The following is a 25,355-nucleotide window of genomic DNA, read 5'->3' on the forward strand; positions in this document are numbered from 1 at the left end:
GGCGTACGAGGCGTACGGGAACGTGCGACGCGACACAGGAGTCCGAGCAACACATGAGCGACGAGCCGCAGCCGAAGCAGCCGACCGAGGCCTGGGCCGCATCCAGGGAGCCCGAAGCGGCCGAACCGGCAGCCGGCAAGAAGCCCAGGCGCCCCAAGCGCACCGGCTGGCGCCGCCTCCTGCCGACCTGGCGGATGGTGCTCGGCACCCTCGTCCTCGGTGGCCTGCTCCTCGTCGGCCTGTTCTACCTCGGCTACTCGACGGTCAAGATCCCCCCGGCCAACGCCCTCGCCACCAAGCAGAGCAACGTCTACCTGTACGCCGACGGCACCGAGATCGCCCGCGACGGCGCGGTCAACCGGGAGAACGTCGGCCTCGCCCAGATCTCCAAGGCCGCCCAGCACGCCGTCCTGGCCGCCGAGGACCGCGACTTCTACACCGAGTCCGCCGTCGACCCCAAGGCCATGATCCGCGCCGGCTGGAACACCGCCATGGGCAAGGGCAAGCAGTCCGGCTCCACGATCACCCAGCAGTACGTCAAGAACTACTACCTCGGGCAGGAACAGACCGTCACCCGCAAGGTGAAGGAGTTCTTCATCGCGATCAAGCTGGACCGCAACCAGTCCAAGGCGCGGATCCTCGAGGGCTACCTCAACACCAGCTACTTCGGCCGCAACGCCTACGGCATGCAGGCCGCCGCCCAGGCCTACTACGGCATCGACGCCGCCGAACTCACCGCCGCCCAGGGCGCGTACCTCGCCGCCCTGCTCAACGCGCCCAGCGAGTACGACGTCATCGCCCACCCCGAGAACAAGGCCGCCGCCCAGGCCCGCTGGAACTACGTCCTCGACGGCATGGTCACCAAGGGCTGGCTGAGCGAGTCCGCGCGCAAGGGCATGGCGTTCCCCACGCCCCGCGAGACCAGCGGCACCGACACCGGTATGTCCGGGCAGCGCGGCTACATCGTGCGCGCCCTCAAGGACTACCTGATCCAGAACAAGATCGTCGACGAGGGCCAGCTCGACGCCGGCGGCTACCGGATCACCACCACCCTGGAGAAGAAGAAGCAGGACGCCTTCGTCGACGCCGTCAACGACCAGCTGATGGACAAGCTCGACAAGGACCGCAAGGTCGACACCTACGTCCGCGCGGGCGGCGCCGCCGTCGACCCCAAGACCGGCAAGGTCCTCGCCATGTACGGCGGCGTCGACTACATCAAGCAGTACACCAACAACGCCACCCGCCGGGACTTCCAGGTCGGCTCCACCTTCAAGCCGTTCGTGTTCACCTCGGCCGTCGAGAACGGCTCGGAGACCCAGGACGGCCGCACCATCACCCCCAACACCATCTACGACGGCACCAACCGCCGCCCCGTGCAGGGCTGGAGCGGCGGCTACGACCCGGCGAACGAGGACGACGTCTCCTACGGCGACATCACCGTGCGCGAGGCCACCGACAAGTCGGTGAACTCGGTGTACGCGCAGATGGCCGTCGACGTCGGCCCCGCCAAGGTCAAGCAGACCGCGATCGAGCTGGGCCTGCCCGCCGGCACCCCCGAGCTCCAGCCGTACCCGTCGATCGCGCTCGGCGTGGCCACCGCCAGCGTCCTGGACATGGCGGAGGCGTACGCGACCCTCGCCAACCACGGCCGGCACGGCAACTACACGATGATCGAGAAGATCACCAAGGACGGTTCGGACGTCGTCGAGCTGCCCGCGCGCAAGTCCTCGCAGGTCATCAGCCGCGAGGCCGCCGACACCACCACCTCGGTCCTGCGCAGCGTCGTCCAGAACGGCACCGCGACCGCCGCCCAGGCCGCCGGCCGCCCCGCCGCCGGCAAGACCGGCACCGCCGAGGAGGACACCGCGGCCTGGTTCGCCGGCTACACCCCCGACCTCGCCACGGTCGTCGCCGTGATGGGCCAGGACCCGGTCACCGCCGCCCACAAGTCCCTGTACGGCGCGATGGGCCTGCCCCGGATCAACGGCGGCGGGGCACCCACCGAGATCTGGGCCCAGTTCACCGAGGAGGCGCTGAAGGACACCCCGGTCACCGACTTCAGCCTCCAGCTCCAGGAAGGCTCCGAGGAGACCGCCTACCCCTCCGCCGAACCCCCGCGGGACGAGCCCACCGACAACGGGGACGAGGACGCGACGACCACCGGCGGCCAGGGCACCCGGACCCCGGGGCAGACCCCGGGCCAGACCACCGGCGGCACGACCGGCAGCACCCCCACGACCGGCGGCACGACCACGGGCGGCACGACGACCGGCGGCACCACGGGCGGCACCACCGACGGCGGCGCCACCGGGGACACCACCGACGGCGGCACCACGGGAGACACCGGGGACGGCGGCACCACCACGGACGGCGGCACGACCGACGGCGGCACGACGGGCCAGCCGGGCGGCGGGACCGGCCCGCAGCTCACGACCCGCAGACCCGTGGAGTAGCCCGGGGAGCAGAACGAGAAAGGGGCTGGTGACCGAGGTCACCAGCCCCTTCTCGCTCTTCCGGCTCTCAGAGGTACAGCCCCGTCGAGTCCTCGGCCCCCTCGAACCGGTCCGCGGCCACGGCGTGCAGATCGCGCTCGCGCATCAGCACGTACGCGATGCCCCGCACCTCCACCTCGGCCCGGTCCTCCGGGTCGAACAGGACCCGGTCACCCGCCTCCACGGTCCGTACGTTCTGGCCCACCGCGACGACCTCGGCCCACGCCAGCCGACGACCGACGGCCGCCGTGGCGGGGATCAGGATCCCGCCCCCGGACCGCCGCTCGCCCTCACTGGTGTCCTGCCGCACGAGAACACGGTCGTGCAGCATCCGGATGGGGAGCTTGTCGTGGTGGCTGCTGTGCTCGTCTCTGTTACCGCTCACGCCTTGAACCTACCTGCCTCGACCGGACGGGAACTCCCCCGGGTCAGCCCTTGCGGCGCCGGGTACCCAGGGCCAGCAGCCCCACGACCCCCACCACGACCAGGGCGACCGGTACGACCCGCTCGAGCCGCGGCGCGCCCTCCTCGTCGACGAACTGCGCCTTCACGTCGCTGACGACCCGGTTGACCTGGACGTAGGCCTTCCCGAGTGTGTGGTCGACGTTGGCGACGACCTTGGCCTTGGCGTCCCCGACGATCGTCTTCGGGTGCACTCGCACCCCGATCTCGTCGAGCGTCTCGGCCAGCACTTCACGGCGGCGCCTGATGTCCGCCTCGATCTGCGCCGGGGTTCTGGTGTCCGACGTGTCCGCCACGGTAAGGCCTCCGAAGTCAGCCGATGCCTGTTGCTGCTGCCGATGCTTGTGCTGGACAGTCTGTCAGCTCCACCGGCGCCCGCACCGCCAGGACCCCCGGTTACGCTGGACCGATGAGCGAGCGACTCCAGCCCGGGGACGTGGCCCCCGCCTTCACCCTCCCCGACGCCGACGGCAACGAGGTGTCCCTGTCGGACCACAAGGGCCGCAAGGTCATCGTCTACTTCTACCCGGCGGCCCTGACCCCCGGCTGCACGAAGCAGGCCTGCGACTTCACCGACAACCTGGAACTGCTGACCGGCGCCGGGTACGACGTCATCGGCATCTCCCCCGACAGCCCCGAGAAGCTGGGCAAGTTCCGCGACAAGGAGTCGCTGAAGGTCACCCTGCTGGCCGACCCCGACAAGAAGGTCCTCGACGCCTACGGCGCGTTCGGCGAGAAGAAGAACTACGGCAAGACGTACCTGGGCGTCATCCGCTCGACGATCGTCGTCGACGAGGACGGCAAGGTCGAACGCGCGCTGTACAACGTGCGGGCGACGGGCCACGTGGCCAAGATCATCAAGGACCTGGGGATCTGAGAACCCGACCCCCTGCCGACGAGCGGCCCCCGCCGGGTGACCCGGCGGGGGCCGTTTCACGTTTCGTGCGTGACTGTCGGAGTGGCGGGACGACCGGCGGGAGAACCTGCGGTTGCCCTGTCGGAACTGCCCGCCACAACCAGCACGTGGGTGCCGAGGAGATCGCCGAAGGTCCGCGTGGCCGAGCACACCGCGACCGGTAGCATGTCGCTGCGCGGCCGTGGCGGAATGGCAGACGCGAGGGCCTTAGGAGCCCTTGGGCGAAAGCCCGTGTGGGTTCGAGTCCCACCGGCCGCACGTCGCCCCGCACGTTCACATCGAAGGTGCGGGGCATCTTCGCGAGATCAGCCCACGAGCTCCCGCACCACCGGCACCAGCGCCCGAAACGCCTTCCCCCGATGGCTGATCGCGTTCTTCTCCTCCGCGGTCAGTTCCGCGCAGGTGCGGGTGTCGCCCTCCGGCTGGAGGATCGGGTCGTAGCCGAAGCCGTTGGTGCCCGCCGGTGTGTGGCGCAGGGTGCCCCGGAGTTGGCCCTCGACCACGCGTTCCGTGCCGTCGGGCAGGGCGAGGGCCGCCGCGCAGGCGAAGTGGGCGCCGCGGTGTTCGTCCGCGATGTCGGAGAGCTGGGCGAGCAGCAGTTCCAGGTTGGCGCGGTCGTCGCCGTGCCTGCCCGACCAGCGGGCCGAGAAGATGCCGGGGGCGCCGCCGAGGACGTCGACGCAGAGGCCGGAGTCGTCGGCGACGGCGGGCAGGCCGGTGGCCCGGGCGAGGGCGTGGGCCTTGAGCAGGGCGTTCTCGGCGAAGGTGACGCCGGTTTCCTTGACGTCGGGGACGTCGGGGTAGGCGTCCGCGCCGACGAGGTCGTGGGGCAGGCCTGCGTCGGCGAGGATCGACCTGAGTTCGGTGATCTTTCCGGCGTTGCGGGTGGCGAGGATCAGGCGGGTCATGGCCCCCAGTATCGCGGGGGCCGGCGCCGGGTCGTTACGGGGTGCAGACCTTGGTGAGCTCGCCCGCCGCGTCCGTGACGGGGCTGATGTCGGGGGTCTCGTCGCCGTTCTTGATGGCCGTACGGACGTTGACCACGGCTTCGCGGAGGTCCTGGGTGGCCTTGTTCACATCGGCGTTGTCGGTCTTGTCGCCGATGTCGTTGAGGTTCTTCTCGATCGAGTCGAGGGACTCGTCGAGCTGGGTCGGGTCGTTCGATGCGCTCTCCACGGCCTGCTGGAGTTGGGTGACGCTGTCGGCGATGGCGTCGGCGGTCTGGACGCAGTCCAGCGCCTTGTTGACGGCGTCGCAGCCGGTGGTGACTCCGGCCGTCAGCGCGACGGCCGCGACCGCTGCGGCTATGACGGTACGGCGACGGCGGCGTCGGCTCTCGGCCATGGTGGTGGTCCTTCCCCTTGCTCAGCCCCAAGGGCCCCCGCGTGCTGACGTGGCCGGGCGTACGGCGTCGAAGCCGTACGCCCGTACTCGTAGGGACGCGGGGGCGGGCGGCCTGGTTGCCCGTGCCGGCCGCCCGTCTTGGTGTGTCCTTTACTTTTCGAGGACCGTATCAAGGGCCGTGCGCTGGAGGACAGCCAGTTCCGTACAGCCGGAAACGGCGAGGTCGAGCAGGGCGTTGAGTTCCTCGCGGGCGAACGGCTCGGCCTCGGCGGTGCCCTGGACCTCGACGAAGCGGCCGTCGCCGGTGCAGACGACGTTCATGTCGGTCTCGGCGCGGACGTCCTCCTCGTAGCACAGGTCGAGGAGCGGGACGCCGCCGACGATGCCGACGGAGACGGCCGAGACGGTGCCGGTCAGCGGCTGGCGGCCGGCCTTGATCAGCTTCTTGCGCTGGGCCCAGGAGACGGCGTCGGCGAGTGCCACGTACGCGCCGGTGATGGCGGCGGTGCGAGTGCCGCCGTCGGCCTGGAGGACGTCGCAGTCGAGGACGATCGTGTTCTCGCCGAGCGCCTTGTAGTCGATGACCGCGCGCAGGGAGCGGCCGATGAGGCGGGAGATCTCGTGGGTACGGCCGCCGATCCTGCCCTTGACGGACTCCCGGTCGCCGCGGGTGTTGGTGGCGCGGGGCAGCATCGAGTACTCCGCGGTGACCCAGCCCTCGCCGCTGCCCTTGCGCCAGCGGGGGACGCCTTCGGTGACGGAGGCGGTGCAGAAGACCTTCGTGTCGCCGAAGGAGACGAGGACGGAGCCCTCGGCGTGCTTGCTCCAGCCGCGTTCGAGGGTGACGGGGCGGAGCTGTTCGGGGGTGCGGCCGTCGATTCGAGACATGGCGTTGAGCCTAGTCGTCCATGGAACCGCGGTACCCGTGGCGGGGGCCCCTCCCGCGGCGGGAAGGGGCCCCTGACGGGTGGGTGGGGCTCACATCATGTCTTCGATCTCCGCGGCGATCGGGTCGGCGTCGGTGCCGATGACGACCTGGATGGCGGTGCCCATCTTGACGACGCCGTGGGCGCCGGCGGCCTTCAGGGCGGCGTCGTCGACCAGCGAGGGGTCGGACACCTCGGTGCGGAGTCGGGTGATGCAGCCCTCGATCTCCTCGATGTTGTCGATGCCACCGAGTCCGGCGACGATCTTCTCAGCCTTGCTGGCCATGTCCTTCTCCCTGGAATCCCTGGTGCGACCTGGTACGACCTGGCGTGGACTGCTGTGTCGCAGTATCCACAGTTGGCGCAACTTCGTGAGCGATCGTGCCGGATGTACCGAAAGATGACGTCACAGCAACGAAATCGTCCACGGCTGGTCTACACCACCTGACAGGCGGTCGCCAAACCATGAGTGCCGAGAACGCCGACACCACGGCCGGCTCCGCGCGCGTCCGCTGGAACAACCTGTTCCAGCAACTGCAGAAGATGGGCCGCAGTCTGCAGCTGCCGATCGCCGTGCTCCCGGCCGCCGGCATCCTCATCCGGCTGGGGCAGCCGGACGTGTTCGGCGACGACGGTCTGGGCTGGACGAACGTCTCGAAGGTGATGGCCGGCGCGGGCGGCGCCCTGCTCGACGGCTCGCTGGGCCTGCCCCTGCTGTTCTGTGTGGGTGTGGCCATCGGCATGGCGAGGAAGGCGGACGGTTCGACCGCGCTCGCGGCGGTGACGGGCTTCCTCGTCTACTACAACGTGCTGCGCCAGTTCCCGGAGGACTGTCCCGGCGGGACGCGGACCGCTCCCGGCATCGGCTGCGTGGCGACGGCCGACGACACGGTGACGGCGTTCACCTTCCAGAACCCGGGTGTCTTCGGCGGGATCGTGATGGGGCTGCTGTCCGCCTACTTCTGGCAGCGCTTCCACCGCACGAGGCTGGTCGCCTGGCTCGGCTTCTTCAACGGGCGGCGGCTGGTGCCGATCATCATGGCGTTCGTGGCCATCGTGTTCGCGGCGCTGTGCCTGTGGATCTGGCCGCCGATCGGCGACGGGCTGGAGACCTTCAGCGACTGGCTGAGCGACGCGGGCGCCTGGGGTGCCGGTGTCTTCGGTGTCGCCAACCGGGCGCTGCTGGTGGTGGGCCTGCACCAGTTCCTGAACGTGCCCATCTGGTTCCAGTTCGGCAGCTACACCAGGCCGGACGGCCAGGTGGTGCACGGTGACATCAACATGTTCCTGGCGGGCGACCCGGACGCGGGTCAGTTCACCTCGGGGTTCTTCCCGATCATGATGTTCGCGCTCCCCGCGGCGGCCCTGGCCATCACCCACTGCGCGCGGCCCGCCCGCCGCAAGGAGGTCGGCGGCCTGATGCTGTCGGTGGCGCTGACGTCGTTCGTCACCGGCATCACCGAGCCCATCGAGTACTCGTTCCTGTTCGTGGCGCCGGTGCTGTACGTGGTGCACGCGCTGCTGACGGGTGTGTCGATGGCGGTGACCTGGGGGCTCGGGGTGCACGACGGGTTCAGCTTCTCCGCCGGTCTCATCGACTACGTCATCAACTGGAACCTGGCGACCAGACCGTGGGCGATCATCCCCATCGGTCTGTGCTTCGGCCTCGTCTACTACGTCATCTTCCGTTTCGCGATCACCGCGTTCGACCTGAAGACTCCGGGACGGGAGCCGGAGGAGGAGCGGGAGGACGTCACGAAGGCCTGAACGGCGGGACCCGAGCGGCGCGCCGTGGCCGGAAAAGGACGCTGAGCGTAGCGCTCCGGTTGCAGTTCTGACGGGTTCCTTATATCGACTCCATCGTGTACAACAGGTCTACACCACTGAGTGGTGTAGACCACCACCGATGGAGGAAGTCTATGAGCACCGCCACCGCGCCTACGGCGGCCCCCGCGAAGAAGTGGGGATCCGGCCTGTTCCAGGGCCTGCAGAAGGTCGGCCGCAGCCTGCAGCTCCCGATCGCCGTGCTGCCGGCGGCGGGCATCCTGCTCCGTCTCGGCCAAGACGACGTGTTCGGCAAGGACGGCCTCGGCTGGAACAAGGTCGCGGCCGTGTTCATGACCGCCGGTGACGCCGTCTTCGCCAACCTGCCGCTGCTGTTCTGCGTGGGCATCGCCATCGGCTTCGCCAAGAAGGCCGACGGCTCGACCGCCCTCGCCGCGCTGGTGGGCTTCCTCGTCTACAAGAACGTCCTGACCGCGTTCCCGATCACCGAGGAGAAGATCACCAAGGGTGCGGACGTCGCCGCCACCTACAACGACCCCAAGGTCTTCGGCGGCATCATCATGGGCCTGATAGCCGCGGTCACCTGGCAGCGCTTCCACCGCACCAAGCTCCCCGACTGGCTGGGCTTCTTCAACGGCCGCCGGCTGGTCCCGATCCTGATGGCCTTCATCGGCACCGCCGTCGGCGTCTTCTTCGGCCTGGTGTGGGAGCCCATCGGTGACGTCATCACCAACTTCGGCGAGTGGATGACCGGACTCGGCGCGGTCGGCGCGGGCATCTTCGGCGCCATCAACCGGGCGCTGCTGCCCGTGGGCATGCACCAGTTCGTCAACACGGTGGCCTGGCAGGAGATCGGCTCCTTCAAGGACGCCTCCGGGGCCGTCTGGCACGGTGACCTGCCGCGCTTCTTCCACGGTGACCCGACCGCCGGCCAGTTCATGACGGGCTTCTTCCCGATCATGATGTTCGCGCTCCCGGCCGCCGCTCTCGCCATCACCCACTGCGCCCGCCCCGAGCGCCGCAAGGTCGTCGGCGGCATGATGGTCTCCCTCGCGCTGACCTCGTTCGTCACCGGCATCACCGAGCCGATCGAGTTCGCGTTCATGTTCATCGCGCCGCTGCTGTACGTCATCCACGCGGTCCTGACCGCCATCTCGATGGCCGTCACCTGGGCCCTGGGCGTCCACCACGGGTTCAGCTTCTCGGCCGGCGCGATCGACTACTTCCTCAACTGGAACCTCGCCACCAAGCCCTGGATGATCATCCCGATCGGCCTGGTCTTCGCGGCGATCTACTACGTGACCTTCCGCTTCGCCATCATCAGGTTCAACATCGCCACCCCGGGCCGCGAGCCCGAGGAGGAGGTCGAGGACCTCACGAAGGCCTGAGCCTCTTCAGGCGGCACGCGAAAGGCCCCCGGAGCCCTGAACCGCTCCGGGGGCCTTCGTCACGTTCGGAACGTCCGCGGGGTCAGACGGCGTACGACACCCGCGGCACCGCCAGCTCCACCGGCCCGTCGAACACCGCCCGCGCGTCCGCGAGGTTGACCTGCGGGTCGGTCCACGGGGGGATGTGGGTGAGGACCAGGCGGCGGGCGCCCGCGCGGGCCGCCGTCTCGCCCGCCTCGCGGCCGTTGAGGTGCAGGTCGGGGATGCTCTCCTTGCCGTGCGTGAAGGCGGCCTCGCACAGGAACAGGTCGGCGTCGCGGGCGAGTTCGTCGAGCGCCGCGCTGATGCCCGTGTCGCCGGAGTAGGTCAGTACCTTCCCTCCGTGCTCGACGCGGATGCCGTACGCCTCCACCGGGTGGGCCACGCGTTCCGTGTGGACCGTGAAGGGGCCGATGTCGAAGGTGGAGGGCTTGACCGTGTGGAAGTCGAAGACCTCGCTCATGGAGGAGGCCGAGGGGGTGTCGGCGTAGGCCGTGGTGAGGCGGTGCTCGGTGCCCTCCGGCCCGTAGACCGGGAGGGGGCCGCAGCGTCCGCCGTCGTGCCGGTAGTAGCGCGCCACGAAGTAGGCGCACATGTCGATGCAGTGGTCGGCGTGCAGATGACTCAGGAAGATCGCGTCGAGGTCGTAGAGACCGCAGTGGCGCTGCAGCTCGCCCAGGGCGCCGTTGCCCATGTCGAGAAGCAGCCGGAAGCCGTCGGCCTCGACGAGGTAGCTCGAGCAGGCCGATTCCGCGGACGGGAACGACCCCGAGCAGCCGACGACGGTGAGCTTCATGAAGAGAAACCTCCGCTGGCGGGAACCGAAAGACGGAACACCCGGAAAGATCGTGAAACGAACGGTCGGTCAAGGGGTGACAGGGGTCGTGCGGTCCGTCGAGCGTAAGGCGCAAAACCTCCGGTCGCTCCTCCGCCAGGGGCCGTTGTGGGCGAACTCACCTGTGCTGTCACCGGTTCGGCTGGACGCGGGGCGTGCGCGGCGCGCGGGAGGGCGCGCGCTGTTGGACGCACGCCGGTAACGTCGTCCCCATGGACACGTCCTGGTGGCTGGCGCTCGCGGCGGTGGTACTGCTCGCGCTCGTCGCCACGCTCGTCGACGGCTGGGGACGCGGCCGGCGCCCGGCGGGTCGCAGGTCCCGGCCACCGGGGCGGCCCACCCGGGGCCACGGGGTGGCGGGGCGGCCGCAGCCGGCGGAGATCTGGTGGGCGAACGTGCCCTTCGAGGACGGGCCGGGCGCCAAGGACCGGCCGTGTCTGGTGCTGGTGGTGCGCGGCGACCGGGTCACCGTCGCGAAGATCACCAGCAAGTACCGCGACGAGCGCTCCGGGGTGATCCCGCTGCCGCCGGGCGCCGTCGGTGACACGCAGGGACGCCCGAGTTTCCTGGAGACGGACGAGCTGCGCCAGGTCCGGGTGCGCGACTTCAGGCGCCGGGTGGGGGTGGTGGACCCGGCCCTGTGGGACCAGGTCCGTCACCTGACGACGTGAAGGTCTACGCCCAGAGCTGGCCCTGGAGGGTCTCGATCGCTTCCTCCGTGGTCGCGGCCGTGTAGACCCCGGTCGAGAGGTACTTCCAGCCCCCGTCGGCGACGACGAACACGATGTCGGCGCTCTCCCCCGCCGCCACGGCCTTCTTGCCGACGCCGATCGCGGCGTGCAGCGCGGCGCCCGTGGAGACGCCCGCGAAGATGCCCTCCTGCTGGAGCAGCTCACGGGTGCGGGTGACCGCGTCCGCCGAGCCGACCGAGAAGCGGGTGGTGAGGACGGAGGCGTCGTACAGCTCCGGTACGAAGCCCTCGTCGAGGTTGCGCAGGCCGTACACCAGGTCGTCGTAGCGCGGTTCGGCGGCGACGATCCTGACGTCCGGCTTGTGCTCGCGCAGGAAGCGGCCGACGCCCATCAGGGTGCCGGTGGTGCCGAGGCCGGCCACGAAGTGGGTGACCGACGGCAGGTCGGCGAGGATCTCCGGGCCCGTGGTCGCGTAGTGGGCGCCCGCGTTGTCCGGGTTGCCGTACTGGTAGAGCATCACCCAGTCGGGGTGTTCGGCGGCCAACTCCTTGGCGACGCGTACGGCGGTGTTGGAGCCGCCCGCGGCCGGGGAGGAGATGATCTCCGCACCCCACATGCCGAGCAGGTCGCGGCGCTCCTGCGAGGTGTTCTCGGGCATCACGCACACCATGCGGTAGCCCTTGAGCTTGGCCGCCATGGCGAGGGAGATGCCCGTGTTGCCGCTGGTGGGCTCGAGGATGGTGCAGCCGGGGGTGAGGCGGCCGTCCTTCTCCGCCTGCTCGACCATGTGCAGGGCGGGGCGGTCCTTGACCGAGCCGGTGGGGTTGCGGTCCTCCAGCTTCGCCCAGATGCGGACCTCGGCGGACGGCGACAACCGCGGCAGGCGCACCAGAGGGGTGTTGCCCACCGCGGCCAGCGGGGAGTCGTAGCGCATGGGTGGTCAGCGGCCGATCAGGCCATGCCGCCGGCCACGGCCGGCAGGATCGTCACGGTGTCGCCGTCGGTCAGCTTGGTGTTGATGCCGTCGACGAAACGGACGTCCTCGTCGTTCAGGTACACGTTGACGAAGCGGCGCAGCCGGCCGTCGTCCACGATGCGGGCGTGGATGCCCGCGTGCCGGGTCTCGAGGTCGGCGAACAGGTCGGCGAGGGTGTCACCGTTGCCCTCCACCGCCTTCTGACCGTCGGTGTACTGGCGGAGGATGGTGGGGATGCGGACCTCGATGGCCATGGCTCAGGGCTCCTGTCGGGAGTGGTCAGGTCGGTAAGCGCGCGGCAGCGCCAAGTACAGCAGGGTCGTGCGTCGCGCCGCGGCTCACGGGCCGTACGGCGGCAGGGGCAGCGTCAACAGATGGCGCTGGCGAGCCTGCACAGGTCGACGTGCAGCCGCGCCACGAGCAGCGTGCCCGGCGTCCTGTCGCTCACGTCGTTCAAAACCATGGGCTCATCGTATCGATTCCCGGTCGGGCTCCCCGAGTGTGATCCCATATCGTGGACGAAATGCGGCCGATGAGTGAGACCGGCCTCGTCGGGAGCCGCGTCCCTCGGGCGGGCCGGGACTCATGAGGCAGGCCGGGGCTCAGGCGGACTGTCGCCGGACCAGTCGGGTCGGTACGACCACGGAGGGCGCCCGGGGGCCGTCCTCGAACAGCAGGCGGGCCATCAGGCGGCCCATATCCTCGACGTCCTGGTGGACCGTGGTCAGCGGCGGTTCGGTCGACTCGGCGATGGACGTCAGGTCGTCGAAGCCGACGACGGCCACGTCCTCGGGCACCCGGCGCCCGCGCTCGCGCAGCGTCCGCAGGGCGCCGGCGGCCATGAAGTCGGAGGCGACGAAGACGGCGTCCAGGCCGGGGCAGCGGTCCAGCAGCGCGGCCATGGCGTCGGCGCCGCCCTCCCGGCTGTAGTCGGCCTTCTCGACGAGGTGGGGCGGGGCGTCGGGAAGGACGTCGCGGTAACCGGCGAGGCGGTCGGCGGCGGAGTTCTCCTGGTCGTAGGGGCCGGTGATGGTGGCGATGCGCGTGCGGCCGAGGGAGACGAGGTGCTGGACGGCCTGGCGGGCTCCCCCGCGGTTGTCGCCGTCGACGTAGGCGTGGTCCGCGTGGCGGGTGCGGCCGTCGCGCAGCCGGGGGCGGCCGCCGAAGACGGCGGGGATGTCGAGCCGGTCGATCATCTCGTGGAGCAGGTCGCCGGGGCGCAGCGAGAACAGCACGGCGCCGTCGACGTGTCCGCCGCCGAGGTAGTCGGCCACGCGCGGGTAGTCGTCCGGTTCCTCCAGGAAGAGCAGGACGGCCTGGGCGCCGTGCTCGGCGAGCTGCCGGCGCACCCCCCGTAGCAGGCAGTCGAAGAACGGGTCGAGGAAGAGGCGGCCCTCCGGCGGGCTCGCCACGACCGCGATGGCGTTGGTGCGGTGGGTGACCAGCTGGCGGGCGGCCTGGTTGGGGACGTAGTCCAGCTCGGCGATCACCTCACGGACCCGCTCCACGACCTGCGCGCTCACCCGTGGCTCGCCGTTGATCACCCGTGACACGGTGGATCTCGACACGCCCGACTGGCGTGCCACGTCTTCGAGGGTGGGCCGCCGTCCATTCGTCCGCTGTGTCAACACCTGCTCCATGGAAGGGAGTTGTCGCCGCGAGCTTAGTACGCCTCGACGATCTCCACCTCTTCCTCCGTGACCTCGCCCTCGACGATCCGGAAGGAGCGGAACTGGAACTCGCCGGCGCCGTCGGTGTCGGCGGTGGAGACGAGGACGTAGTGGGCGCCGGGCTCGTTGGCGTAGGAGATGTCGGTGCGGGAGGGGTAGGCCTCGGTGGCGGTGTGGGAGTGGTAGATGACCACCGGCTCCTCGTCGCGGTCGTCCATCTCGCGGTAGAGCTTCAGCAGGTCTCCGGAGTCGAACTCGTAGAACGTGGGCGACATGGCCGCGTTCAGCATCGGGATGAAGCGCTCGGGGCGGCCGGAACCCGCCGGGCCCGCGACGACGCCGCACGCCTCGTCGGGGTGGTCCTTGCGCGCGTGCGCGACGATCTTGTCGACGAGGTCCTGGGTGATGGTCAGCATGGTCGCCAGGATAAGCAAAGGGGCCCTTCCGTACCGAAGGGCGGTACGGAAGGGCCCACATGGCGGACGCCCTGAGCGGCGGCGGCCGCAGGGGGCGCCACGAGAGCTCCCTGCGGCCGGACGTCCCCGGTGTTGGTCAGTGCGTCTTTTCCAGCTCCGCGTCGTGGCGCCGGGTGACCTCGGGATTGCGGGACTTCAGCACGGCCCAGCCGATCGCGAGGGCGGCGGCCCAGCCGGCCATCACGTAGAGGCAGACGCGGGCGTCGGCGTCGTACGCGATGAGGCCCGTGACGAAGAGCAGGAAGGCGATGGCGACGTAACTGCACTTCGAGCCGCCCGGCGCCGGGAAGGCCGAGGCGGGCAGGCGGCCCGCGTCGACCGCGCGGCGGTACAGGACGTGGCTGATCAGGATCATCAGCCAGGTCCAGATGCCGGCCGCGGTGGCGACGGAGGTGACGTAGCCGAAGGCCTTCTCCGGGACGACGTAGTTCAGGACCACGCCGATGCCCATGAAGAGCACGGAGACGAAGATGCCGAAGGCGGGCGTCTTCGTCGACGACAGCTTCCTGAAGGCCGCCGGGGCCTCACCGCTGTCGGCCAGGTTCCGCAGCATGCGGCCGGTGGAGTACATGCCGGAGTTGCAGGAGGACAGGGCGGCGGTCAGCACGACGAAGTTGACGATGCCGGCGCCGGCCGGGATGCCGATCTTGGCGAACGCGGCGACGAAGGGGCTCACGCCCGGCGCGAACTCGGTCCACTTCACCACGCAGAGGATGACCGTGAGGGCGCCGACGTAGAAGAGCGCGATGCGCCACGGGAGCGTGTTGATGGCCTTCGGGAGGGTCTTCTCCGGGTTCTCCGACTCACCGGCGGTGACGCCGACCAGCTCGACGGCGAGGTAGGCGAACATGACGCCCTGGAGGGTCATCAGGGACGAGCCGATGCCCTTGGGGAAGAAGCCGTCGAAGGCCCACAGGTTGGAGACGGCGGCGGTGTCACCGGCGGAGCTGAAGCCGAAGGTGAGGACACCGAGGCCGATGACGATCATGCCGATGAGCGCGGTGACCTTGACCATCGAGAACCAGAACTCCAGCTCACCGAAGAGCTTCACGGAGATCAGGTTGACCCCGAAGAGGATCACCAGGAAGACCAGCGCCGTCACCCACTGGGGAACGGCCGGGAACCAGTAGTTGACGTAGATCGCGGCGGCCGTCAGCTCGGCCATGCCGGTGACGACCCACATCAGCCAGTACGTCCAGCCGGTGAAGTAGCCGAAGAACGGGCCGAGGAACTCGCGCGAGTACTCCGCGAAGGAGCCCGAGACCGGACGGTAGAGCAGGAGCTCGCCGAGCGCCCGCATGATGAAGAAGATGATCACGCCCGCGAGGGCGTACATGAAGATGAGGCTGGGGCCGGCCTTGGCGATGTTCGCCCCGGCTCCCAGGAACAGGCCGACGCCGATGGCGCCGCCGATGGCGATCATCTGGACCTGGCGACTGCCGAGTCCGCGCTCGTACCCCTCTTCGGAGGTCTTCTCCGTGTCGACCTGGGCGGAGGTCATGTGGTGGTGCGCCTTTCTCCATGCCGACCCGGGCCTTCGTCGGCCTCGGATCGGGTCTCGATCCCCCCGGACTGCTGGAGCTGTGCCTGGCCGGCGATCCGCCGGCTCGGTGGCGCACCCGGCCGAACATACGGGTGGTGTTCACCGGGCGGTCGTGAAGATTTACCACGGCCGCACCATTGATCACCGGAGCGGCATGTGGCGCACTCCACAGGGATAGGGGGGCGAATGGGGCACACCGGCGCCAATGCGGCCACCGCGGTGATGCGATCGTTATCCGGACTTGAGCGTCCTCTGAGCGAACACAGAACCGTCACATCTCAGGACGCATGCCGCACCCACAGCGCACTCACGGCCCACTCGGGGCGTATTCGGGCCCACTCGGGGCCCACTCGGGGCCCCCTCGGGCGTCTCAGGGCAGGAGGGTCGTCACGAGGGTCTCCTGGAGGCCGCCCAGCCAGAGGTACGCCATGACCATCGGCTTGCGCGGGTCCTCGTCCGGCAGCCGGTAGAGGAGGTCGGTGTCCTCCTCGTCGGTGATCTCCAGCCGGGAGCCGATCGCCAGACGCAGGTCGTTGAGGGCGCCGAGCCACCGCCGGGACTCCTCGGGCGACAGCTTCAGCACCGCCGCGCCCTCCTCCTCGACGGCGAGCGCGTCCAGGGAACGCACCACCGCGAGGGCGTTCTCGCGCTTGCCGGCCCGCAGGTCGTTCTCGGTGTAGCGGCGGAACTCGGCGGAGTACGCCCGCCGCTCCTCCGCCTCCGCGGATCCCGAAGTCGCCTCCGGGTCGGTGTAGGCGTCGGGGAAGAGCCGCCTGAGGACGGGGTCGGCGGGCGGTTCGCTCGGGCCCTCGGCGAACAGCTCGGCGAGCGGATCGTCGGGGGCGTCCTCGGCGGGGCCGGGGCCGATCAGCTCCAGGAGCTGCACGGCCAGCGACCGGATGATGGAGATCTCGACGTCGTCGAGCGCGACGGCCGCGCCGCCGCCGGGGAGCGGTTCGAAGTGTCCTGGCATCAGTGAGGTGACTACTTCCGGTCCTGCTGGAGGGTGGCCCACAGGCCGTAGCCGTGCATCGCCTGCACGTCGCGTTCCATCTCCTCGCGGGTACCGCTGGAGACGACCGCCCGGCCCTTGTGGTGGACATCGAGCATGAGCTTGGTGGCTTTGTCCTTCGGGTAACCGAAGTACGTCTGGAAGACGTACGTCACGTAGCTCATGAGGTTGACCGGGTCGTTGTGGACGATCGTGACCCAGGGGACGTCCGGCTCGGGTACGGCGAAGACCTCCTCCGCCGACTCGGTGCGTTCGATCTCAAGGGGAGCAGGTGACGTCACACGAACCATGCTGCCACGCATCACCGAAATCGTCACACCGACGAAAAGGGAGTACCATCCTCTGCCATGAACACAGCGGACCTTGGGCTGCCGGTGGATGTTCCCTCGACGGCGCTCTTCACGGACCAGTACGAGTTGACGATGCTGCGGGCCGCCCTGAAGGCGGGTACCGCCGGGCGGCGCAGCGTGTTCGAGGTCTTCACCCGGCGGCTGCCGGAGGGCCGGCGCTACGGCGTGGTGGCGGGCACCGGCCGGGTCCTGGACGCCGTGGAGAACTTCCGGTTCGACGCGGGTGTCCTGGGCTTCCTGCGCGAGCGGAAGATCGTCGACGAGGACACGCTCGACTGGCTCGCCTCGTACCGCTTCTCGGGTGACATCTGGGGCTATCCGGAGGGCGAGGTGTACTTCCCGGGCTCGCCGATCATGCGGGTCGAGGGCTCCTTCGCCGAGTGCGTGCTCCTGGAGACCGTGATCCTGTCCATCCTCAACCACGACTCCGCGATCGCGGCGGCCGCCTCCCGCATGGCCTCGGCGGCCGGGGAGCGCCCGCTGATCGAGATGGGCGCCCGCCGCACCCACGAGCTGGCCGCGGTCGCCGCCTCCCGCGCCGCGTACGTCGGCGGCTTCACCACCACCTCCGACCTGGCCGCCGGCTTCCGCTACGGCATCCCGACCGTCGGCACCTCCGCGCACGCCTTCACCCTCCTGCACGACACCGAGCGCGACGCCTTCCGGGCCCAGGTCGACTCGCTGGGCGGGGACACCACCCTGCTCGTGGACACGTACGACGTCGCCGAGGCCGTCCGTACGGCGGTGGAGATCGCCGGGCCCGAGCTGGGCGCGGTGCGCATCGACTCCGGTGACCTGCTGCTCGTCGCCCACCGGGTGCGCCAGCAGCTGGACGAGCTGGGCGCGACCGACACGAGGATCATCGTGACCTCCGACCTCGACGAGTACGCCATCGCCTCGCTGGCCGCGGCCCCCGTGGACGCGTACGGCGTCGGCACCCAGCTGGTGACCGGCTCCGGGCACCCCACCTGCTCGATGGTCTACAAGCTGGTCGCCCGCGCGGAGTCCGCCGACCCGAAGGCGCCGCTGGTGCCGGTGGCGAAGAAGTCGTCCGGGGGCAAGACCTCCATCGGCGGCCGCAAGTGGGCCGCGCGGCGCCTGGACGAGGACGGGGTGGCGGAGGCCGAGGTCGTCGGCACGGGACCGGTCCCCGCCGAGCTGGCCGACCGGCAGCTGCTCGTCCAGCTGGTCAAGGGCGGCGGGGTGGTCGCCCGGGAGCCCCTGGACGTCGTCCGCGACCGGCACATCGCCGCCCGGGCCGGCCTGCCGCTGTCCGCTACACAGCTCTCCCGAGGGGAACCCGTCATTCCGACGGAGTACGTACAGGGGCGTTCGGGTAGCTAGGGGCTGTCGGACACCCCGCGGGGCCCGGGCCGGCCGGCACTCCGGCCGCACCCCTCCCGCACCGCCGCCGAAGTCTCTAGGCTCGTAACTTCACACACCGTCGAAGGACACCCACCATGCGCCGCGCCTTGATCGTCGTAGACGTGCAGAACGACTTCTGCGAGGGGGGCAGCCTCGCGGTGGCCGGGGGTGCCGACGTGGCCGCCGCGATCACCGAGCTGATCGGGCAGGCCCCCGCCGGTTACCGGCATGTCGTCGCCACCCGCGACCACCACATCGCACCCGGCGGCCACTTCGCCGACAACCCCGACTACGTCCACTCCTGGCCCGCGCACTGCGTCGCGGGCACCGAGGGCGTGGGCTTCCACCCGAACTTCGCCCCGGCGGTCGCCTCGGGCGCCATCGACGCCGTCTTCGACAAGGGCGCCTACGCGGCGGCGTACAGCGGCTTCGAGGGCGCCGACGAGAACGGCGTGAAGCTGGGCGACTGGCTGCGGGCGCGGGAGATCGACGAGGTGGACGTCGTCGGCATCGCCACCGACCACTGCGTCCGGGCGACCGCGCTGGACGCGGCACGGGAGGGCTTCCGTACGCAGGTGCTGCTCGACCTGACCGCCGGAGTGGCCCACGAGACCACCGAGCGGGCGATCGAGGAGATGCGGACGGCGGGCGTCGAACTGTCCGGCAAGCCGGTGGTGCAGTAGCCGCCCGCCCGGTGGCCCCCGTCCCCCGCGGAGACCGTCACGGACCGGCTCGGGGCCGCGTGGGAGTGGTGGTCCGCCGCCGAGGAGGGGCCTACGGCTGTGCCGCCGGTCGCCTCAGCAGGGACCGGATCGGCCGCCACAGCTCCGGGACCGAGGCGACAGCGTTGTCGGGGGCCGTCCGCCATATCAGGCCGTCGGGGTGGTGCAGGACCGCCGTGATCTCGTCCGGGGTCGGCGGCGCGGCGTTCCCCCGCAGGTAGACGGCGCGCAGACCGAGGTTGCGGAGCCTGGTCAGGGCTCGGGCGCGGTTCTGGGCGAGGACGAGGACGCGCACTCCGGTGGCGGCGTCGACGGTGGGGCTGGGCAGGTTCAACGCCACCACCACCGTGCCGTTCGGCAGCTTGCAGAAGCCTCCTGCGGCCATGCGGTCACACCCCCGTGCGTATCGATGTCGAAGCCGGTGTCGGTACCGGCGTCCCTGCCGGTGTCAATAAGAGAAGCACAGGAGGCACCTAAACACGATCGGCGGCGACCCGCCAGGGGGTCGCCGCCGATACGCGTCTGACCTGTGGAAACGTCGGCTACTTCGCCGACGGTCCGACCTTGACCGTGATCGTGGAGCCGCTCAGGGGCTCCTTCACGATCTTGATCGAGGTGTTGGTGTCAGTGACCCGCACGCCGGCCAGCGGGTTCGACGCGTCGTAGTAGGTCGACCGGCCGTCGTCGAAGACCGGGACGCCCGGACGCGCCTTGATCCTGGTGGCGACGTCCGCCTGGTGCAGCGTGATCGCGTCCGTCGGGTACCAGCTGAAGGTGGAGTCGAAGGACTGGATGCGGTTGCGCATCAGGGTGCCGTCGGACCACTTCAGCGGGGCCGGGTGGGAGTCGACCGGCAGGATCAGGCCCTCGCCCGGGTGCTGGCTGGTGTTGTCGTCCGCCTGGGAGGTGTCCCACTTCCAGATCAGCAGGCCGTTCTGGTACGGGTAGTGCTCCACCCAGTCCGGACGGGTCGCGGCGAAGCCGTAGTTGTACGGGCCGACCTTGAGGGTCTTGTCGTACGAGACGTACTGGCGGTTCTCGGCGATGTAGAACTGCTCGTAGTCGTCCGTGATGGCCGCGCCGATGCGGGTGAAGCCGCCGGCCGTCCAGGCCGCGTCCGCGGTCTCCGCGTCGTCGGAGAAGAGGGGGGCGCCGTCGGCGGTCACCGTGATCCGGTCGGCCGCGAAGCCCTTCTGGGCCACGCCGCCGTCGGTGGCGTAGCGGAAGCGCAGGCCGATCTTCTGGCCCGCGTAGGCGTCCAGCGGGAACGTCAGCTTCTGGTAGGCGTCGACCGTGCCGGTGAGGGCGGGCTTGCCGCTGCCGTCGCGCGGGATGGCGGAGCCGTCGGCCAGCTTGCCGTCGACGGGCGTCCAGTTGGCGCCGTCGGTGGAGACCTCGGTGTAGAGGTAGTCGTAGTCGGCCTCGATGTCCCACCAGCCGTCCAGCGTCAGCGCCGCCGACGACGTGCCGGTCAGGTCGACCGAGCGGGTCAGGGTGTTGCGCAGGTCGTCGCCGCTGCCGGAGTACCACTGGGTCGCGCCCTGGGCGGGGACGACCACGTCGGTGGTGACCGTCTTCTTCGGCAGTTCGACGATGAGGGCCTGCGGGTTGGCGGTGTTGTACTCCGCCACGCCCAGCTTGTGGGTGGACTTCACGCCCGCCTTGGCGACCTCGTAGTCGAGCCAGCCGAGCTGGAGCTTGTCCCAGGAGTTCATGTCGCCGGGCAGGTCGCCGATGGAGTCCTTGCCGGTGCCGAGCCAGGAACCGGACGACATCAGGGTCCAGAAACCGGTGGAGTTCTCGCCGCCGCCGGAGGTGTCGTACTCGTCGGGCAGGCCGAGGTCGTGGCCGTACTCGTGGGCGAAGACGCCCAGGCCGCCGTTCTCCGGCTGGATGGTGTAGTCGCCGACCCAGATGCCGGTGTCGCCGATCTGGGCGCCGCCGAGCCTGTTGGTGTCGGGGCCGGTGGAGCCGGCGTCCGTGCCGAAGGCGTACCAGCGGTGGGCCCAGATGGCGTCCGCGCCCTGGGCGCCGCCGCCGGCGGACTCGTCCTCGCCGGCGTGCACGATCTGGAAGTGGTCGATGTAGCCGTCGGACTCGTTGAAGTCGCCGTCGCCGTCGAAGTCGTAGCGGTCCCACTGGTCGAACTCGGCCAGCTCCGCCTTGATCTCGGCGGGCGTGTCGCCCGCGGCCTCGCGCTCGGCGACCCAGGCGTTGACGCCGTCCTGCACCGCGTACCAGGCGCCGGTGGGTGCGTCGTTGGAGCCGTAACGGGCCTCGTTGTAGGGGACCTTGACCCAGTCGGTCACTTCGCCCTCGACCGAGTAGCGGCCCGAGGACTGCTTCTCGTAGTACTTCTTCAGCGACTCGACGTCCGCGCCGGTGCCGAAGTAGAGGTCCTGGAAGTGCTTCTGGTCGTAATCCGCCTGCCAGGCCGTGCTGTTGTTCTGGGTGCGGTCCGGCTGGGCTATCTGGTTGTGCAGCGGGCCGGGGGTGCCGCCGTAGCGGCTGTCGATCCGGTCGCCGAACTCGACGAGGATCGTGAAGATCTTGTCGGTCTTCTCGCGGCCCAGCTCGACGTACTTGCTGTCGCCCTTGCGGCTGTCGAGCTCGACGACCTTGGAGCCGTTCCGCTCCTCGACCGTGGCCTCGCCGGATATGACCTGCTTGAGGGCTTCCTCGCGCTGGGCCTCCTGCGTCTTGCTGAGCGGCCCGTCGAAGTCGTGCTCGTGGGCCTTCGCCGGCTGCGGGTCGTGCCGGTCCACCGCCGGGGCCTTCGCCGGCGCGCTGTCGGCCGCCTGTGCCACGGCGAACGTCGAGAACGTCGCCGAGGCCGCCGCGAGGGCGACGACCGTGGCGGCCGTCCTGAACGTCCAGGATCTGCTGGTCACTTGATGCCTCCCCTAACGCGCCCCTGTCGCGCGGAAGGGGGATCCATGTCAAGGGAAGTCCGCGCGCGGTTATACGCGTGTAGTCAAGTGCCGTCATTTGACTACTGGTTCAGCAGAAAAGACAGACCTTGACTTGGACAGGTCAACGCATTATTGGGAGCCGACGTTCGCATTGCGGACACACGACCGTGGGGTGACGGGCGCGCGGGCCGTCCACGGAGTGGACGTCATGACTCCGTGCGCCCCCTGTGCACCGGCACCGTGGGTTAGGTCACGCTTACTGCCCGGTCCCCTCGGGCATGCAGGCGATTAGAGTCGAGACTGCCCCCGCTTCCGAGGACACGATTGCCATGCCTCGTCCGACTGTCGCACAGCTCACCTACGGTTCCTGCACCGTGATCCTCTCGGCGCTCGCCATGCTGGCGCTGTCCCAGACGAGTTCCGGCTCGCTCATCGCGGTCATCTCCGTCACCGCGGTCGCCCTCGGCGTACTCGTCGCCATGACGGTCCCGGCCCCCCGGCGGGCGCCCGTCGTCGTGGCGCGCTCCACCGCGGACGAGCCCGTACCCGCCTCGGTCGCCGCGGCGCCCGAGCCCGTCCGGGAACACTCGGCACCCTGAACTCCGCTTCGGAGGGCCCCCGCCCGCGCGGCGGTGGCCCTCCTCGGTGCTGTCGGCGCGTCAGGTGGTGCTGACCACCACCGTCTTGGCGGCCTTGTCGTGCAGCCCCTGCTTGTAGGGCTTGTCGAAGAAGCTCCAGCCGCCGCTGACCGCCGTCCACAGACAGGCGCAGCAGAACGCGAACGGCAGCCACAGCACCAGGGCCCTGATCAGCGAGGTCTGCGCGGACGGCGTCGAGCCGTTGTCCAGGTTGGCCACCCGCATGCCCAGCCACTTCTTGCCCAGCGTCTGCCCGGACCGGGCGGTCATGGCGGTGTCGTAGGCGACGTAGAGCACGGCGGCCACCAGGGACTGCGCGAGTGACTTGCCGACCTCGACGCGGTCGCCGTCCATCTCGTACTCGTTGACCCCGAAGCCCCACGTCAGCAGCCCGACGACGATCCCCACCAGGACCATGTCGATGATCCTCGCCAGCGTCCGCTTGCCGCTGTCGGCCAGCGGGGGCATGCCCGCGAGCGGATCGGCCGGGTAGCCGCCGTACGGGTCGCCGCCGTAGGGGCCGCCCCCGTACGGCGGTGGCTGCTGCCCGCCGTAGGGCGGCTCCTGGCCGCCCGGACCGCCGTACGGCCTGTCGTACGGCGAACCCTGCGGGCCCTGCCCCTCACCGTGCGGGGGCTGCTGCGGGGGCTGCTTCCTGAACGGATCGTCCTGCGGCGGCTCGCCGCCGGAACCGGGGGGCGGTTCGGTCGTCATGGCCCGAGTCGACCGCGAACCCGGCGTCCGCGCATCCGGCGAGCGGCCGTCCGGGGTACGAAATTCCCTGGGCCTCTTGCGGTAGGGGGCGGTGGCCGGTCAGCCCGCCACGAACGTGTGCGCCGCCTTGTCGTGCCAGCACTGGCGCCACGGCCTGTCGAACAGGCACCACAGGACGCCCAGGACACCGACGCCGAGCAGACCGGGCACGCTGTAGACGAGCCAGCGGCGCAGGGCCGCGCCGAAGGACGGCGGCTCGTGGCCCTCGATGTCCCGCACCTCCAGACCGAGCAGTTTCTTGCCCAGCGTGCGCCCCCACTTGGCGGTCGGCAGCGCCTCGTAGACGATCCCGAAGACCAGCAGCACGGCGAGGACGATGCCGAGGTACGCCGACGTCGTGCCGTCCAGCAGCCAGACGGTGACGGTCTCTCCGGTGAGCTTGGCCTCGTCGATCTTGTCGTTGACGTGCTCGACGGCCCTCGTGCCGAGCGGGACGGCGGCGGCGGAGGTGACGGCGCCGAGGACGAGCGTGTCGACGAGGCGGGCGGCCAGCCGCTTGCCGAGACCGGCCGGGCGGGCCTCGGCCTGACGCCGCGCGGCCGCCTGGAAGAGGTCCTCGACCGGCGGCTTCCAGGGGGCGACCGGCTGGTCGTCCCCCGCCCCCGCCAGCCGGTGCACCTGCTGCGCCCAGGAGGGCTGGCCGCCGCCGGGGCCGGGGCTCATGGGCGTGGCGGCCTGCGCCGCCGGGGTCACGGGGGCCGCGGGCTGAGGAGCGGCGGACTGCTGGGGGAAGGAGGGTGCGGGCGCCTGGGCGGCGGGCTGGGCGGTCCGCGGGCCGGCGGGTGCCTGCGGGGCGGGTACGACGGCCTGGGCCTGGGCGGCCTGCGACGCCGCGGCGCGCTCGGCGGCGGCCTTGCCCGCGCCGAAGCCCGGCTTGGCGGCGGGGGCGGCGGTGCCCGCGGAGCCCGGAGCGCCGGAAGCGGGGGCGCCACCGGCGCCGGGCGCGCCGACGGGACCCTGGGCGCCGTAACCGGCCGCCGGGACGGCGGGGCCTCCGGAGCCGGCCGCGCCGACCGGTCCCTGGGCGCCGTAACCGGCCCCCGCGGCCGCCGCCTCGGCAGTTCCACCGGCACCCGCCGCACCCACCGGACCCTGCGCGCCGTAACCGGCCGCCGCCGATGTCCCGGGGGTCCCCGGCGTCCCCGGCGTTGCCTGGCCCGGGCCCGTGGGTGCGCCCGTGCCCGCGGGCCGCGCGCCCGGTGCCCCGCCCTGGTGGGGTGTGCGCGGGCCCGGCGCGCGGAAGGTCATGGTGCCGTCGTCGGAGGCGGGGCCGACGGGGCCGGAGGCGGCGGACGGGGTGCCCGCGGGCGCGGATCCGGCCGTCGGGCGGCGGAAGACGAACGTGCCCTCCGACCTGCCGTCACCCTCGCCGGCGTCCGGCGCCGGAGGGATCGTCGCCGTGCCCTCGGTGCTGGCCGACCGCCCGTCCGGCTGGGCCGCCCGCACACGCGGGTCCGGCCCCTGCGGGCTCCCCCAGGACACCCTGCGGTCCTGGTCACCGCCGAAACCGGACTGGTGGGAGCGGTCGGCGCCCCACGCGGACGGCCGTTCGGGACCGCTGCCGGGCTGCCCGGCCGGTACGGGGTCCTCGTCGAAGAAGTGGGGGCCGGTCTCCTCGACCGAGGGGGCGGAGGCCGGGGAAGCCGTCGGCTGCGCGCCGGGCGGGGGCGCGAGCGGCTCGCCGTCGGACGGCGCCGGGCGGCTGGTGCCCGGCACCCAGGCGGCACCGTTCCAGTACCGGACGTATCCAGGGATGGACGGGTCCGGGTAATACCCTTCGCGGGGCCTGTCGTCGCCGGGGGCCGGGGTTGGGGCGCTCATGTCCGTCGTCCCGTATCTGCTCGGGGGTGGGATGGGGGCCTCCACATCTATCAGACGAGCGCAACCCCCACCGCCAGTCCCGCCGTACCCACTCCTTTCCGGGCAACCGCGTGCACGCCCTTCACACGTTCGGAGCGCGGTGGCCTCCCGGACGAAAAAAGTTCTCGGAACCCGCGTAATGCTCCGGGCCCCGGCCGGCTCTCCCCTGCGTACGGCT

27 protein-coding genes and 1 tRNA gene are annotated in these 25,355 nt (G+C 70.7%); 9 read left to right on the forward strand and 19 right to left on the reverse strand.

What is annotated here, in order from left to right; genetic code table 11:
* Window positions 1-53 precede the first annotated feature (53 nt).
* Window positions 54-2,453: a transglycosylase domain-containing protein gene (locus tag ACF1A1_RS19940; RefSeq protein WP_392001427.1), complete on the forward strand. Its 2,400-nt coding sequence runs from the start codon at window positions 54-56 to the stop codon at window positions 2,451-2,453.
* Between the two features lie 67 nt (window positions 2,454-2,520).
* Here the strand turns inward: ACF1A1_RS19940 and ACF1A1_RS19945 are convergent, their stop codons facing one another.
* Together ACF1A1_RS19945 and ACF1A1_RS19950 are read right to left on the reverse strand one after the other, a co-directional pair.
* Entirely contained in the window at window positions 2,521-2,823 is a 303-nt protein-coding gene (locus tag ACF1A1_RS19945) for a co-chaperone GroES (protein ID WP_202510315.1), read from the reverse strand.
* A gap of 97 nt (window positions 2,824-2,920) precedes the next feature.
* Window positions 2,921-3,250, reverse strand: coding sequence for a DUF3618 domain-containing protein (locus ACF1A1_RS19950; RefSeq protein WP_392001429.1), 330 nt, complete (start codon window positions 3,248-3,250; stop codon window positions 2,921-2,923).
* A gap of 113 nt (window positions 3,251-3,363) precedes the next feature.
* On the opposite strand from ACF1A1_RS19950, the gene bcp reads away from it, so the two are divergent.
* Both bcp and ACF1A1_RS19960 read left to right on the forward strand, forming a co-directional pair.
* A complete protein-coding gene (gene bcp / locus ACF1A1_RS19955) occupies window positions 3,364-3,831 on the forward strand; it encodes a thioredoxin-dependent thiol peroxidase (protein ID WP_392001431.1) in 468 nt (155 codons plus the stop codon).
* Window positions 3,832-4,045: 214 nt separating this feature from the next.
* A tRNA-Leu gene (locus ACF1A1_RS19960) sits at window positions 4,046-4,128 on the forward strand.
* A 47-nt stretch (window positions 4,129-4,175) separates the two neighbouring features.
* Here ACF1A1_RS19960 and rdgB read toward each other — a convergent pair.
* The 4 genes from rdgB to ACF1A1_RS19980 all read right to left on the reverse strand — a co-directional run bounded on the left by rdgB (window position 4,176) and on the right by ACF1A1_RS19980 (window position 6,507).
* A complete protein-coding gene (gene rdgB / locus ACF1A1_RS19965) occupies window positions 4,176-4,778 on the reverse strand; it encodes an RdgB/HAM1 family non-canonical purine NTP pyrophosphatase (protein ID WP_392001432.1) in 603 nt (200 codons plus the stop codon).
* Window positions 4,779-4,812: 34 nt separating this feature from the next.
* Window positions 4,813-5,214, reverse strand: a complete 402-nt coding sequence (locus tag ACF1A1_RS19970; RefSeq protein ID WP_392001434.1) for a hypothetical protein — start codon at window positions 5,212-5,214, stop codon at window positions 4,813-4,815.
* Window positions 5,215-5,364: 150 nt separating this feature from the next.
* Window positions 5,365-6,102, reverse strand: a complete 738-nt coding sequence (rph, locus tag ACF1A1_RS19975; RefSeq protein WP_392001435.1) for a ribonuclease PH — start codon at window positions 6,100-6,102, stop codon at window positions 5,365-5,367.
* 90 nt (window positions 6,103-6,192) lie between these two features.
* Window positions 6,193-6,507: a glucose PTS transporter subunit EIIB gene (locus ACF1A1_RS19980; RefSeq protein WP_392001437.1), complete on the reverse strand. Its 315-nt coding sequence runs from the start codon at window positions 6,505-6,507 to the stop codon at window positions 6,193-6,195.
* A 98-nt stretch (window positions 6,508-6,605) separates the two neighbouring features.
* On the opposite strand from ACF1A1_RS19980, the gene ACF1A1_RS19985 reads away from it, so the two are divergent.
* Both ACF1A1_RS19985 and ACF1A1_RS19990 read left to right on the forward strand, forming a co-directional pair.
* Window positions 6,606-7,907 carry a PTS transporter subunit EIIC gene (locus tag ACF1A1_RS19985; RefSeq protein ID WP_392001439.1) on the forward strand — a complete coding sequence of 434 codons (1,302 nt, stop codon included), beginning with the start codon at window positions 6,606-6,608 and terminating at the stop codon, window positions 7,905-7,907.
* Window positions 7,908-8,059: 152 nt separating this feature from the next.
* Window positions 8,060-9,313 carry a PTS transporter subunit EIIC gene (locus ACF1A1_RS19990; protein ID WP_392001440.1) on the forward strand — a complete coding sequence of 418 codons (1,254 nt, stop codon included), beginning with the start codon at window positions 8,060-8,062 and terminating at the stop codon, window positions 9,311-9,313.
* An 82-nt stretch (window positions 9,314-9,395) separates the two neighbouring features.
* On the opposite strand, the gene ACF1A1_RS19995 is transcribed toward ACF1A1_RS19990, so the two are convergent.
* Window positions 9,396-10,148 (reverse strand): MBL fold metallo-hydrolase, encoded by a 753-nt coding sequence (locus ACF1A1_RS19995; RefSeq protein ID WP_392001442.1) that lies wholly within the window; start codon window positions 10,146-10,148, stop codon window positions 9,396-9,398.
* A gap of 251 nt (window positions 10,149-10,399) precedes the next feature.
* On the opposite strand from ACF1A1_RS19995, the gene ACF1A1_RS20000 reads away from it, so the two are divergent.
* The gene (locus ACF1A1_RS20000; RefSeq protein WP_392001444.1) at window positions 10,400-10,858 is read left to right on the forward strand and encodes a type II toxin-antitoxin system PemK/MazF family toxin; all 459 of its coding nucleotides are present in this window, start codon (window positions 10,400-10,402) and stop codon (window positions 10,856-10,858) included.
* Window positions 10,859-10,862: 4 nt separating this feature from the next.
* Here ACF1A1_RS20000 and ACF1A1_RS20005 read toward each other — a convergent pair whose 3' ends face one another.
* The 8 genes from ACF1A1_RS20005 to clpS all read right to left on the reverse strand — a co-directional run bounded on the left by ACF1A1_RS20005 (window position 10,863) and on the right by clpS (window position 16,846).
* Complete coding sequence (locus ACF1A1_RS20005; RefSeq protein WP_392001445.1) at window positions 10,863-11,813, reverse strand: PLP-dependent cysteine synthase family protein; 951 nt, start codon at window positions 11,811-11,813, stop codon at window positions 10,863-10,865.
* 17 nt (window positions 11,814-11,830) lie between these two features.
* Window positions 11,831-12,109, reverse strand: a complete 279-nt coding sequence (locus tag ACF1A1_RS20010; protein WP_392001447.1) for a MoaD/ThiS family protein — start codon at window positions 12,107-12,109, stop codon at window positions 11,831-11,833.
* 113 nt (window positions 12,110-12,222) lie between these two features.
* Entirely contained in the window at window positions 12,223-12,318 is a 96-nt protein-coding gene (locus ACF1A1_RS20015; protein WP_392001449.1) for a putative leader peptide, read from the reverse strand.
* A 139-nt stretch (window positions 12,319-12,457) separates the two neighbouring features.
* Complete coding sequence (locus tag ACF1A1_RS20020) at window positions 12,458-13,495, reverse strand: LacI family DNA-binding transcriptional regulator (protein WP_392001450.1); 1,038 nt, start codon at window positions 13,493-13,495, stop codon at window positions 12,458-12,460.
* 23 nt (window positions 13,496-13,518) lie between these two features.
* On the reverse strand, window positions 13,519-13,941 hold the full coding sequence (locus ACF1A1_RS20025; protein WP_392001451.1) for a Mov34/MPN/PAD-1 family protein: 423 nt from the start codon (window positions 13,939-13,941) through the stop codon (window positions 13,519-13,521).
* Window positions 13,942-14,077: 136 nt separating this feature from the next.
* Complete coding sequence (locus ACF1A1_RS20030; RefSeq protein WP_392001452.1) at window positions 14,078-15,502, reverse strand: amino acid permease; 1,425 nt, start codon at window positions 15,500-15,502, stop codon at window positions 14,078-14,080.
* A 412-nt stretch (window positions 15,503-15,914) separates the two neighbouring features.
* Window positions 15,915-16,517: a DUF2017 domain-containing protein gene (locus ACF1A1_RS20035; RefSeq protein ID WP_392001453.1), complete on the reverse strand. Its 603-nt coding sequence runs from the start codon at window positions 16,515-16,517 to the stop codon at window positions 15,915-15,917.
* A gap of 11 nt (window positions 16,518-16,528) precedes the next feature.
* Window positions 16,529-16,846 (reverse strand): ATP-dependent Clp protease adapter ClpS, encoded by a 318-nt coding sequence (gene clpS / locus ACF1A1_RS20040; protein WP_365462008.1) that lies wholly within the window; start codon window positions 16,844-16,846, stop codon window positions 16,529-16,531.
* A gap of 57 nt (window positions 16,847-16,903) precedes the next feature.
* On the opposite strand from clpS, the gene ACF1A1_RS20045 reads away from it, so the two are divergent.
* Window positions 16,904-18,250 (forward strand): nicotinate phosphoribosyltransferase, encoded by a 1,347-nt coding sequence (locus ACF1A1_RS20045; protein ID WP_392001455.1) that lies wholly within the window; start codon window positions 16,904-16,906, stop codon window positions 18,248-18,250.
* Window positions 18,251-18,366: 116 nt separating this feature from the next.
* Entirely contained in the window at window positions 18,367-18,954 is a 588-nt protein-coding gene (locus ACF1A1_RS20050; protein ID WP_392001457.1) for an isochorismatase family protein, read from the forward strand.
* Between the two features lie 91 nt (window positions 18,955-19,045).
* On the opposite strand, the gene ACF1A1_RS20055 is transcribed toward ACF1A1_RS20050, so the two are convergent.
* Both ACF1A1_RS20055 and ACF1A1_RS20060 read right to left on the reverse strand, forming a co-directional pair.
* Window positions 19,046-19,378: a hypothetical protein gene (locus ACF1A1_RS20055; protein ID WP_392001459.1), complete on the reverse strand. Its 333-nt coding sequence runs from the start codon at window positions 19,376-19,378 to the stop codon at window positions 19,046-19,048.
* A 157-nt stretch (window positions 19,379-19,535) separates the two neighbouring features.
* Complete coding sequence (locus ACF1A1_RS20060) at window positions 19,536-21,884, reverse strand: immune inhibitor A domain-containing protein (RefSeq protein ID WP_392001460.1); 2,349 nt, start codon at window positions 21,882-21,884, stop codon at window positions 19,536-19,538.
* A gap of 350 nt (window positions 21,885-22,234) precedes the next feature.
* On the opposite strand from ACF1A1_RS20060, the gene ACF1A1_RS20065 reads away from it, so the two are divergent.
* Complete coding sequence (locus ACF1A1_RS20065; protein ID WP_392001462.1) at window positions 22,235-22,504, forward strand: hypothetical protein; 270 nt, start codon at window positions 22,235-22,237, stop codon at window positions 22,502-22,504.
* Window positions 22,505-22,564: 60 nt separating this feature from the next.
* On the opposite strand, the gene ACF1A1_RS20070 is transcribed toward ACF1A1_RS20065, so the two are convergent.
* Window positions 22,565-23,257: an RDD family protein gene (locus tag ACF1A1_RS20070; RefSeq protein WP_392001463.1), complete on the reverse strand. Its 693-nt coding sequence runs from the start codon at window positions 23,255-23,257 to the stop codon at window positions 22,565-22,567.
* 99 nt (window positions 23,258-23,356) lie between these two features.
* Entirely contained in the window at window positions 23,357-25,138 is a 1,782-nt protein-coding gene (locus tag ACF1A1_RS20075) for an RDD family protein (RefSeq protein ID WP_392001464.1), read from the reverse strand.
* Window positions 25,139-25,355: the final 217 nt, after the last annotated feature.

This window comes from Streptomyces sp. NPDC014995 (genome assembly GCF_043080745.1).
Classification (GTDB): domain Bacteria; phylum Actinomycetota; class Actinomycetes; order Streptomycetales; family Streptomycetaceae; genus Streptomyces.